This is a genomic window from Paratractidigestivibacter sp. (assembly GCF_052362415.1).
Lineage (GTDB): Bacteria > Actinomycetota > Coriobacteriia > Coriobacteriales > Atopobiaceae > Paratractidigestivibacter.
Genome location: NZ_DAWEMK010000014.1, coordinates 18,084 through 28,778 on the forward strand (window position 1 = coordinate 18,084; position 10,695 = coordinate 28,778).

General features: G+C 68.0%; 13 protein-coding genes. 10 read left to right on the forward strand and 3 right to left on the reverse strand.

Translation table 11 applies throughout. The annotated features are described in order from the left end of the window. The 9 genes from ACT84W_RS02715 to rsfS all read left to right on the forward strand — a co-directional run. A partial coding sequence (locus ACT84W_RS02715) for a hypothetical protein (RefSeq protein ID WP_444328129.1) occupies window positions 1-254 on the forward strand: 254 nt, incomplete at its 5' end. Window positions 255-442: 188 nt separating this feature from the next. After that, window positions 443-751, forward strand: coding sequence for a 50S ribosomal protein L21 (gene rplU / locus ACT84W_RS02720; RefSeq protein ID WP_417576524.1), 309 nt, complete (start codon window positions 443-445; stop codon window positions 749-751). A gap of 35 nt (window positions 752-786) precedes the next feature. Continuing rightward, window positions 787-1,035, forward strand: a complete 249-nt coding sequence (gene rpmA, locus ACT84W_RS02725) for a 50S ribosomal protein L27 (protein ID WP_417576525.1) — start codon at window positions 787-789, stop codon at window positions 1,033-1,035. Window positions 1,036-1,144: 109 nt separating this feature from the next. Beyond that, window positions 1,145-2,536 carry a GTPase ObgE gene (obgE, locus tag ACT84W_RS02730; RefSeq protein WP_444328130.1) on the forward strand — a complete coding sequence of 464 codons (1,392 nt, stop codon included), beginning with the start codon at window positions 1,145-1,147 and terminating at the stop codon, window positions 2,534-2,536. After that, window positions 2,536-3,645, forward strand: coding sequence for a glutamate 5-kinase (gene proB, locus ACT84W_RS02735; protein ID WP_444328131.1), 1,110 nt, complete (start codon window positions 2,536-2,538; stop codon window positions 3,643-3,645). Before obgE ends, proB begins: the two co-directional genes overlap by 1 nt. A 14-nt stretch (window positions 3,646-3,659) precedes the next feature. Further along, the gene (locus ACT84W_RS02740; protein ID WP_444328132.1) at window positions 3,660-4,922 is read left to right on the forward strand and encodes a glutamate-5-semialdehyde dehydrogenase; all 1,263 of its coding nucleotides are present in this window, start codon (window positions 3,660-3,662) and stop codon (window positions 4,920-4,922) included. Then, window positions 4,919-5,635, forward strand: a complete 717-nt coding sequence (gene nadD / locus ACT84W_RS02745) for a nicotinate-nucleotide adenylyltransferase (protein WP_417576529.1) — start codon at window positions 4,919-4,921, stop codon at window positions 5,633-5,635. Before ACT84W_RS02740 ends, nadD begins: the two co-directional genes overlap by 4 nt. Window position 5,636: 1 nt before the next feature. After that, the gene (gene yqeK / locus ACT84W_RS02750) at window positions 5,637-6,293 is read left to right on the forward strand and encodes a bis(5'-nucleosyl)-tetraphosphatase (symmetrical) YqeK (RefSeq protein WP_444328133.1); all 657 of its coding nucleotides are present in this window, start codon (window positions 5,637-5,639) and stop codon (window positions 6,291-6,293) included. Window positions 6,294-6,326: 33 nt separating this feature from the next. Continuing rightward, window positions 6,327-6,701, forward strand: a complete 375-nt coding sequence (rsfS, locus tag ACT84W_RS02755; protein ID WP_417576531.1) for a ribosome silencing factor — start codon at window positions 6,327-6,329, stop codon at window positions 6,699-6,701. A 168-nt stretch (window positions 6,702-6,869) separates the two neighbouring features. On the opposite strand, the gene dinB is transcribed toward rsfS, so the two are convergent. The 3 genes from dinB to ACT84W_RS02770 are packed head-to-tail and all read right to left on the reverse strand — an operon-like array spanning window position 6,870 to window position 10,111. Further along, on the reverse strand, window positions 6,870-8,123 hold the full coding sequence (gene dinB, locus ACT84W_RS02760) for a DNA polymerase IV (protein ID WP_417576532.1): 1,254 nt from the start codon (window positions 8,121-8,123) through the stop codon (window positions 6,870-6,872). 59 nt (window positions 8,124-8,182) lie between these two features. After that, the gene (locus tag ACT84W_RS02765; protein WP_444328134.1) at window positions 8,183-9,418 is read right to left on the reverse strand and encodes a sensor histidine kinase; all 1,236 of its coding nucleotides are present in this window, start codon (window positions 9,416-9,418) and stop codon (window positions 8,183-8,185) included. A gap of 21 nt (window positions 9,419-9,439) precedes the next feature. After that, the gene (locus ACT84W_RS02770) at window positions 9,440-10,111 is read right to left on the reverse strand and encodes a response regulator transcription factor (protein WP_444328135.1); all 672 of its coding nucleotides are present in this window, start codon (window positions 10,109-10,111) and stop codon (window positions 9,440-9,442) included. Between the two features lie 231 nt (window positions 10,112-10,342). Here ACT84W_RS02770 and rpsP point away from each other — a divergent pair. Then, the coding region (rpsP, locus tag ACT84W_RS02775) for a 30S ribosomal protein S16 (protein ID WP_417576535.1) at window positions 10,343-10,695 on the forward strand (353 nt) is incomplete at its 3' end.

Consider the following 10,695-nt stretch of genomic DNA (forward strand, 5'->3'; position numbering starts at 1 on the left):
GCGGGGACAAAAAGAAGTCCATCGACGTTTCGGGCGCGCTCGTCTCGTGGGAGTGCGCAGACGTCAAGGGCGGCGTCGCGCTCGCGCTCGACACGCGCTCGAGCAACGCCGGCGCGCTGCGCCCGCAGCTCCTCATCGACCACGCGCTCGCGGGCGCGGCGGGCGAGGCGCGCGGCTACGACTGCCTCAAGGTCTGCCGCACCTCCCAGGCACACGAGGACGCCAATAGTGGCCTTCTTGTGAATCCGCTCTAGATGTTGCGCCTTTTGGGCCGATTACCTCTATATTCATACAAGTTGCCTGACTGCCGACGACCAGTTGGTACCGCTACCGTTTCCCCGGTGGGACCCAGCTGGTCAACAACATGCTCCGTTGACTGGTCAGAGCGGCTTGAGTAATATGAGTGACTGTTGCACTAACGCCAGCAATGAAGGGTTCAAGAATGTACGCAATCATCGCAACTGGTGGCAAGCAGTATAAGGTTGCCGAGGGCGACGTCCTCGCCGTCGAGAAGCTCGATGTGCAGCCTGGCGACAAGGTGGAGCTCCCCGTCCTGCTTCTGAGCGACGGCAAGTCCACGGTCGTTGGCTCTGCCCCCCTCCAGGACAAGACCGTCACCGCCGAGGTCCTCGAGCAGTTCAAGGGCGAGAAGGTCCGTGTCTTCAAGTTCAAGAAGCGCAAGCGCTATCAGCGTGACAAGGGTCACCGTCAGCAGCTGACGAAGATCAAGATCGCTTCCATCAACGCTTAGTCAGTTTTCCCGGTTACCGAAAGCAGGTAATTTCTATGGCACACAAGAAGGGCCAGGGCACTTCTAAGAACGGTCGCGACTCGCAGGCGCAGCGCCTCGGCACCAAGCGCTTCGGCGGCCAGAACGTCAAGGCCGGCGAGATTCTCGTCCGTCAGCGCGGCACCCACATCCACCCCGGCGAGAACGTCGGCATCGGTAAGGACGACACCCTGTTCGCCCTCAAGGCCGGCAAGGTGGAGTTCACCAAGGGCGTCAAGCACATGGTCCACGTCCGCGAGGCGTAGATTCTCTTTTTGATTGTTCTTATTTGGGGCCCTGCATACGCGGGGTCCCTCTTTTTATCTGGCTATACTCTTTTGCAGTAACAAGAGACGCACGACTTTGGAGCCGCACGTGGACAACACCTTCACCGATCTTTCCCACATCAACGTCAAGGGCGGCGACGGCGGCGCCGGCTGCATGTCGTTCCGCCGCGAGGCGTTCGTGCCCAAGGGCGGCCCCGACGGCGGCGACGGCGGGCACGGCGGCGACGTCGTGGTCGTGGCCGACGCGCAGCTCTCGTCGCTGATCGACTACCGCTACAAGCACCACTTCCGCGCCGAGCGCGGCACGCACGGCAAGGGCGCCAAGCGCCACGGCTCCGACGGCGCCGACCTCATCCTCAAGGTCCCCCTGGGCACGGTCGTGCGCGAGCTCGACGCCCAGACGCAGAAGCCCGTCTGCGAGCTCGCCGACCTCACGCAGCCGGGGGAGCGCGTCATCGTCGCCCCCGGCGGCCGCGGTGGCCTCGGCAACACGCACTTCGTCACCTCCGTGCGCCGCGCCCCCGCCTTCGCAGAGAAGGGCGAGCCCGCCATCGAGCACTGGATCGAGCTCGAGATGAAGCTCATGGCCGACGCCGCCCTGGTGGGCATGCCCTCGGTGGGCAAGAGCTCCATCATCGCGCGCATCTCGGCCGCGCGCCCCAAGGTCGCCGACTACCCCTTCACGACGCTCATCCCCAACCTCGGCGTCGCCCGCGCGGCCAACGGCCAGTCGTTCGTCGCGGCGGACGTCCCCGGCCTCATCGAGGGCGCGAGCGAGGGCAAGGGCCTCGGCCATCAGTTCCTGCGCCACATCGAGCGCACCGCCCTTATCCTGCACGTCGTCGACGTCACGGGCGGCTACGAGGGCCGCGACGTCGTGGAGGACTATCGCACCATCAACGCCGAGCTCGCGGCCTACGCCTCCGAGCTCTCCGAGCGCCCGCAGATGGTGATCGCGAACAAATGCGACCTCCCCGGCTACGAGGACCAGATCGAGCGCCTACGCGCCGCCGCGGAGGCGGACGGCCACGAGTTCTTCGCGGTCTCGGCCGCGACGGGCCTCGGCCTCGACGAGCTCGTGACCAAAGTGGCCGCCCAGGTGGCGGTGCTGCGCGAGGAGCTCAAGGCCGCCGAGCCCGAGCGAGACCTCTCCGAGCAGTGGGAGCGCAACCGCCAGCGCAGGGACAACGCCCTTCGCATCACCCGCGAGGACGGCTGCGCCTGGCGCGTCTCCGGCGGGTCCATCGAGCGCATGGTCGTTCAGACCGACTGGGACAACGAGGACGCCGTCGCCTACCTGCAGCACCGCTTCTCGCGCTGCGGCCTCGACGAGAAGCTCCGCCGCGCGGGCGCCGTCACCGGCGACGAGGTGCGCGTCCTCGGCTTCGCCTTCAACTACGAGGGCGACGACGAGCCCGACGAGTTCGCCGAGCTCCGCGAAGACGAGGCCGTCTTTGTCGACGGGGAGGCTGAGGAGTAGTGCCCGGCCGCCTCATCGTCTTCAAGATCGGCTCGTCCACGCTGGTCGACGAGAAGGGCGCGCTCGACCGTCCCTTCATTCGCAGCCTCTGCGACCAGGTCGTGGCGCTGCGCGAGGCGGGGGAGCGCGTCGTCGTGGTCTCCTCGGGCGCCGCAGCTGCCGGTCGCGACGCGCTCGGCATGGCGGAACGCCCCTCCGACATCGCAACGCTGCAGGCTTGCGCCGCCGTGGGCCAGACGGCCCTCACCGAGGCCTACGCCGAGGTGCTCCGCGAGCGCGGCGTCGCCTGCGGTCAGGTCCTCCTTACCCGTCGCGACGTCGTCGACCGCGAGGGGTACCTGAACGCCCGCAACACCATCGAGCGACTGCTCGACCTCGGGTGCGTGCCCGTGGTCAACGAGAACGACACCGTGAGCGTCGCCGAGTTCACCTTCGGCGACAACGACATGCTCGGAGCCATCGTGAGCGGCCTTGTGGGCGCCGACCTCTATGTGATCATGTCCGACGTCGACGGGCTCTACACCGCGAACCCCTCCGAGGACCCCGCGGCTGAGCTCATCCCCCTCGTGACCGAGGTGGACCACAGCATCTCCGCCATGGCCGGCGGCTCCTCGAGCTCGTTCGGCACGGGCGGCATGTCCTCCAAGGTGCGGGCCGCCCGCGCCATGATGGCGGCGGGCATTCCTACCGTGATCTGCGAGGGCAGGAGGCCGAACGTGCTTTGCGAGGTCGCCTCGGGGGCCTCGGTGGGCACGAGGTTCCAGCCGCCCGCCGACGGCGCCCATGAGCACGGCCGCAAGCTCTGGATCGGCCTCGCCGAGGTGGTCCGGGGCACGCTCAGGCTCGACGAGGGCGCGACGTGCGCCGTCGTGGAGCGCGGGGCCTCGATCCTTCCCGTGGGTGTCACGCACGTCGACGGCGCCTTCGCTTCCGGCGAGGTCGTGAACGTTACGAATCCGGAAGGGGAGCTCATCGGCCGCGGAGTCGTGAGGTACTCTTCGGATGACATGCAGCGCGTGCGCGGCCTCAAGCTCGACGTCATAGCCCGTTTCCTCGGCGACGAGGCTGCCGTGCCCGCGGTCCACCGCGACGAGCTCCTCGTCTTTTAGCTCAGGGGGTTCCCATGGGACTTGCGCTTGAACTGGCCCGGGCGGCCCACGACGCCGCCCCCGACATCGCCGCCGCCTCCGCGGAGGCGCGCTCGACTGCCATCCGCGCTGCCGCCGGGCTGCTGCGCGACCGCTCGGGCGACGTCGTCGTCGCCAACGCCCGCGATATGGCGCGGGCCCGCGAGGCGGGCATGAGCGATGGGCTCCTCGATAGGCTCATGCTCGACGAGGGGCGCGTTCGCTCGATCGCCTCCGCCATGGATGAGGTCGCGGCGCAGCCTGACCCGCTTGGGCGCGTCGTCGGCGGCCACGTGAACGCGGACGGCCTGCGCATCCAGAAGGTGACGGTACCCCTCGGCGTCGTCGCCATGATCTACGAGGCGCGCCCTAACGTGACCGCCGACGCCTTCGCGCTGTGCCTTCGCGCGGGCAATGCGTGCCTGCTCAAGGGCGGCAGCGCGGCCAACGACTCCTGCCTCGCCATAGCCTCGCTGTGCCGCGATGCCTGCGTCGGCGCGGGCCTTCCCGCCGCGACGGTTGCGTATGTGGCCGACGACGCCGGGCACGCGCGCACCTCCGAGCTCCTCGGGGCCGTCGGCCTCGTCGACGTCCTCATCCCGCGCGGCGGCGCCGGGCTCATCCGCGCCTGCGTGGAGAACGCGAAGGTCCCCACCATCGAGACCGGCACCGGCAACTGCCACATCTACGTGCATGAGTCCGCCGACCTCGACCGCGCCCGCTCCATCGTCATGAACGCGAAGACCCAGCGCGTCGGCGTCTGCAACGCGGCGGAGTCGTTGCTCGTGGACCGCTCGGTCGCGCCGTCCTTCTTGCCGGCCATGCTCGGCGAGCTCGCGGACGCGGGCGTCATGATCCACGGCGACGCGGAGTCTCGCGCCCTCGCGCCCGCCTGCGCGCTCGCGAGCTTCGTGGACGCGACCGATGAGGACTGGGGCCGCGAGTACCTCGCGCTCGAGATCAGCGTGCGTGTGGTCGACGGCCTCGACGAGGCGATCGACCACATCAACCGCTACGGCACGCGCCACTCCGAGGCAATCGTCACCGAGTCCTACGCGGCTTCCGAGCGCTTCCTCGCGCGCGTCGACGCTGCGTGCGTCTACGTCAACGCCTCGACGCGCTTCACTGACGGCGGGGTCTTCGGGCTCGGTGGAGAGATCGGCATCAGCACCCAGAAGCTCCACGCCCGCGGCCCCATGGGCGCGGAAGCCCTCACAACCACGAAGTTCCAGATCAGAGGGGACGGGCAGGTGCGATGAGCATGCCGCCCGACTGGAAAGAGAGGCTCGAGGCCTCCGGCCTGCCCATCCTCGGCGCCACGGAGTCCAAGCGCTACCGCCTGGGCATCATGGGCGGCACGTTCGACCCGATCCACTACGGCCACCTCGTCGCGGCCGAGCAGGCCTACTCCGACCTCGACCTCAACGTCGTTGTCTTCATGCCCGCCGGGCGCCCCGCCTTCAAGCTCGACAAGAAGGTCACCTCCGGCGAGGACCGCTTCGCGATGACGCTGCTCGCGACCGCCGACAACCCCCACTTCCTCGCCTCCCGCTTCGAGATCGACCGCGAGGGCGTGACCTATACGGCCGACACCCTCGTGCGCCTGCGCGAGCTCTACCCCGAAAACGTCGAGTTCTACTTCATCACGGGCGCCGACGCCATCGCCGAGATCGTCACCTGGCATGACGCGGCGCGCATTGCCGGCGTGGCACATCTCGTTGCCGCCACGCGCCCCGGCTACAACCTCGATCGCGCCGTTGACGCCATCGAGGAGTCCGGCATCGAGTTCGACGTCACCTACCTCGAGGTCCCCGCGCTCGCCATCTCGTCCTCCTACCTGCGCGAGCGCGTCGCCGCGGGGGAGAGCCTGCGCTACCTCACGCCCGACCCGGTCACGGGCTACCTCCACAAGCACCGGCTCTACGGTGCCTCTTCACGTCATTACGGACAGACAGGGGATGTGTTCGCCTAGCATGTGCGCAAAGAAGAAAGGCGCCGAGAAGCCCTCGGGCGCCTGCTACACTCCGGCCCAGCTCGCCTACATCGCGAAGGTCGAGTCCGACGTCGCCGTCCAGCTCGCCGCCAAGCCCAAGCGCCTCGCGCACTCGATCTCGGTCGCCTCGACGGCCGAGTCTATGGCGCTCATGTACGGTGCCGACCCCTTCCTGGCGAGGGTTTCCGGGCTTCTCCACGACTGGGACAAGGTCGTGCCCGACGACGAGCTCATCGAGCGGGCGCGCGCCCTCGAGCTCGACTTCGAGGGCGCCGACTATGCCGACGTGAAGCCGCTGCTCCACGGCTGCGTCGCCGCCCGCGAGCTGCCCGAGCGCTACCCCGAGCTCCCCGACGAGGTCTGGCACGCGATCAGCGTCCACACGACCGCGGGCTATAAGATGAGCCCCCTCGACAAGATCCTCTTCGTCGCCGACGGCATCGAGCCCCTGCGCCCCTCGAGCGAGGGCATCGAGGCCACCCGCGCGCTCGTCGGGCGCGCCCCGCTCGACGATGTCTTCTGGAATTCCTTTGTCGGCGGCATCGTCTACGTGCTCGAGGGCTCGCGCCATCTCTACGAGGGAACAATAAGGATTTATAATGCATTGGCCGCGGAGCGCGCAGGTCGCGACCGCTAGAAGCACCCGTTCACGGTTAGGAGAACCCTACACATGGCAATAACCTCCCTCGACATCGCCCGCGCCGCCGCCGTCGCCGCCGACGCGAAGAAGGCCACCGACATCGTCGTCATCGACCTCATCGGCACGACCGATGTCTGCGACTACTTCGTGATCTGCACCGGCGCCAACAACCGCCAGGTCGACGCCATCGTCGACGAGGTGCGCGAGAAGGTCTTCCAGAACTGCGAGGTGCGCCCCGTCTCGTGCGAAGGCCGCGAGGGCCTGAACTGGGTGCTGGTCGACTACGGCTCGGTCTGCGTCCACGTCTTCAACCCCGAGACCCGCGACTTCTACCGCCTCGAGCGCCTCTGGGGAGACGCCCCCCGCGTGAAGCTCGACCTCGAGGGCGCCGCCCCCGTGGAGTAGCCTTCTCGAACCCATCGCGGCCCCTTTGATTCTTCCCACGCTGCTCGGCGCTCGCCGCTTCGCGGCTCGCTCGCTGCGCGACTCGCGCGTGGGAAGAATCAAAGGGGCCGCTTCGTTGCTGCGAAGCTCCTTGACTTCCGACCGGGGCGCGCCGGAGGCGACGACTCTCTACTTCCCCTGGGGCTGCGTGTCCGAGACGCGGCCGTCGAAGCGGAGGTCACGGCCGTAGCGGACGGCGGAGTCGCCGAAGCGCGCCTTCAGCTCGTCGCATGCTCGGGAGAGCGCGCTCGCCTCCTCGGAGCGGGCTTCCTGCTGGGACGAGAAGAGCCCCATCTGCACGGGCGCCGTCTCCTCGAAGCCGGAGACGCCCACACCGAGCAGCCTCACGTGCATGCCCGGGCTCCATAGCTGGGGAAGGAGAGCCTGCGCCTCCCGGCCGAAGACCTCCTCCTCGTCGGTGCGCGCGCCGAGCCGCGCCTGGGCCGTGCGGCCCGTGAGCGCGTCGTACTTGACCTTGAGGGTTACGGTCGATCCGCGAAGACCTTTCGCTCGGAGCCTGCGGCCCACGATGCCGGCGATGTGCATGATCGCGGCGCGTATCTCCTTCTCGTCGGTGAGGTCCTCGCCGAAGGTGCGCTCGTTCGAGACGCTCTTGGGCGCCTCTGGGTCAGCGGCGCGGGCGACGGAGCTGCGCTCGAGCCCAGCGGCGCGCAGCACCATCCTCGGGCCCGAGACGCCGAAGCTGCGAGCCGCCTCGCCCTCGGGCAGCCGCGAGAGCTGGCCGAGCGTCTTTATGCCCATCGAGGCGAGCTTTTTTCTGGTGGCCTCGCCGATCCCGCTCATGGCGCCGACGGGCAGCGGCGCGAGGAAGGTCCGCTCGGTCCCGGGGAAGACGACCGTGAGGCCCCGGGGCTTCTCGCGCTCCGAGGCGATCTTTGCAACGGTCTTGTTCACGCCGATGCCGATCGAGCAGGTGATCCCCAGGGCAGACACGCGCGACTGCACGCGGCGGCAGATGTCGACGGGGCTCTCGCGCGACCAGCGCCCTGGCGTCACGTCGAAGAACGCCTCGTCGATTGACACCTGCTCGACGAGCGGCGTCTCGTCGAGCAGGAGCGCCATGACCTTTTGGCTCATCTCGCGGTACCGGGCGAAGTTGCCCTGGACCCAGATCGCCTGGGGGCACAGCCGCTCCGCCTGGTAGGCGGGCATGGCGGAATGGACCCCGTAGCGCCTCGCCTCGTAGGAGGCGGTCGAGACGACGCCGCGCTTCTTCGAGGAGCCGCCGACGATCACGGGCTTGCCGCGCCACTCGGGATGGTCCATCTGCTCGACCGACGCGAAGAAGGCGTCGAGGTCCAAAAGCCCGATCGCGGGCCCCGACCAGCCGTCCAGCCCGGGTATGTCGCTTCTTGCTCCCATGCCGCGATTATACGGCACGAGCGGGCCGGGCCGGGGCCGCTCGTGCCGTATCGCTTGCGCTATATAACGACGTGGAAGGTCGTGCCGTCGGCGTCTGTGCTCTCGGCCCAGATCTTTCCGCCGTGGGCCTCGACGATGCTCTTCGCGATGGCGAGGCCGAGCCCGAAACCGCCCGTCTCTTCGCGGCTGCGCGCCTTGTCGGTGCGGTAGAAGCGGTCGAAGAGGTGCTTCACGTCCTCGGCTTCGATGGCGGGGCCGCCGTTGTTCACCGTGAGGTGCGCGTGTTTGCCCTCGCGCGCGAGCTTGACGCCGACCGTCGTTCCCTTGGGCGCGTACTTGGTCGCGTTGTCCAGCAGCGTGCTCGCCACGCGGGCGAGTTGGGCCCGGTCGCCCCGGACACAGACGCCTTGAACGGCGTCGCACTCGATCTCGCACCCGCGCTCAAAGGCGACCGGGTCGAACTCGAGCGCCGCCTCCTCGACGATGCCGGTGAGGTCGACGTCCACGAGCGGGGCCGCGGCGCCGACGGAGCCCGCCTTGGCCTCATCGGCGCGCGCGAGCGTCAGGAGGTCCTCGACGAGCCCCTTCATGTGCCCCGCCTCGTCGGCCGTGCTCGTCACCCAGCGGCGGTCCTCCTCGCTGACGGAGGTCGACTTCTGGAGTATCTGCGTGTTGGCGAGGATCACCGCGAGCGGGGTCTTGAGCTCATGGGACGCGTCGGATATGAAGCGCCGCTGCGCGTCCCAGGCCTCTGCCACCGGCCGGATGGCCCATCCCGCGAACTTCCGCGAGACCCCGTAGAGGACCACGAGCGAGACGATGAGGATGCTCGCGCTCGAGAGCGCCTGCTTGCTCATCGCCTTGTCGCGCGAGAAGGTGTCGCACAGCGCGATCCTCATGCCGTAGGCGGTCTTCTTTGTGGCCCAGGCGATGTGCCTGCCGAAGTCGAAGCCCTGCTCGTCGGGGGAGGCGACCGCCTGCTGGACGACCTCCCTGAGGTCGTCCTCGTCGATGGCGGCGGGGGAGTCCGAGCGGCTCAGCATGACGCCGCCGCTCGAGACGTCCACCGTGATGGTGAGCATGCTGTCCGCACCGACGCTGCCCTCGCGGTCCTTCGAGCCCATCTTTGGGCTGACGGCGACGCCGTCCTGCAGGCTCTGCCGCAGGAGCGACTGCGTGATCGAGGTCTGCGTCGACCAGTTGGTCACGAGCGAGAGCAGCAGCGCGAGCAGCAGCACCCCGCCCGAGAGGCCGAGCGCGATCAGGGCGAACTCCCGCTTGAGCTTCTCGAGCATGGGCATTCCCTCCTGCCTCGGCTAGAGCACCTCGAGGCGGTAGCCGAGCATGCGCAGCGTCGTGATCTGGACCTTGGAGCCGATGTGCGCGAGCTTCTTGCGCAAGAACGAGACGTACGCCTCGACGGAGTTCTCCGAAGCCTCGCCGTCGACGCCCCACACGCGGGTCAGGAGGTCCTGCTTCGAGACGACGCGCGAGTTAGATCCCATGAGGATGCTCATGACCTCGAACTCCTTGCCGGAGAGGTGCACCGATTTCTCGTCGCAGGCGAGGTCGTGGGTGTTGAGGTCGAGACTGACGTCGGCGAACTTGATCTCGTCGATGAGGACGTCGCCGCGGCGGCGCGTGAGCGCGCGCAGGCGGGCCAGCAGCTCGGGCGCCTCGAAGGGCTTCGTCATATAGTCGTCGGCGCCGGAGTCGAGGCCGCGGACCTTGTCCTCGGTCGAGGTCCTTGCGGTGAGCATGAGCACGGGCGTCGACACCCCGGCGTGCCTCATCTGGTTGACCACGTCGTAGCCGCTCATCGCCGGGAGCATGACGTCGAGGACGATGGCGTCGTACAGCCCGCTCTTCGCGCAGGTGAGGCCAGCCTTGCCGTCGTAGGTGGCCTCGGCGTTGTAACCCTCGTCCTCAAGGATCTTCACGATCGCGTCGGCGAGGTTCCTCTCGTCCTCAATGACCAGAACATTCATGTGGGCCTCCTTGATTTCAGGCACCTTAGGGCTTTTGTCGCGGTTTATCCTACCCAGATGCCCTTAAAAACCGCTGAAGCGCGCTGAACAGCGGGCCGCGCGAGCCGTTGTTCACAAAAACTGCACCTTGCGCGCCAAAACAGTTGTCGTAAGATGAATAACTGTTTGTGGGCCTGCGGCGCGGCCCGACCTTATCTACTTCGCGCGCCGCTCGTTTGAAGGAGTTTTACCTTGGCAGTCAAGATTCGCCTGGCCCGTCACGGTGCCAAGAAGCGCCCGTACTACCGCGTCGTCGTCGCCGACAGCCGCATGCCCCGCGACGGTCGCTACATCGAGCAGGTCGGCCGCTACAACCCGCTGACCAACCCGAAGACCATCGAGATCAACCTCGAGAAGGTCGACGAGTGGACCGCCAAGGGCGCCCAGCTCTCCAACGCCGTCGAGCACCTCGTCGCCATCCTGCGCGAGGGCGAGCCCGTCAAGCAGGAGAGGAACAAGATCTCCAAGAAGGCCGCTGCCAAGGCCGCCGCTGCCGCTGAGGCCGCTGCCGAGGCCGCCGCTGAGGCCGCTGCCGACGCCGAGTA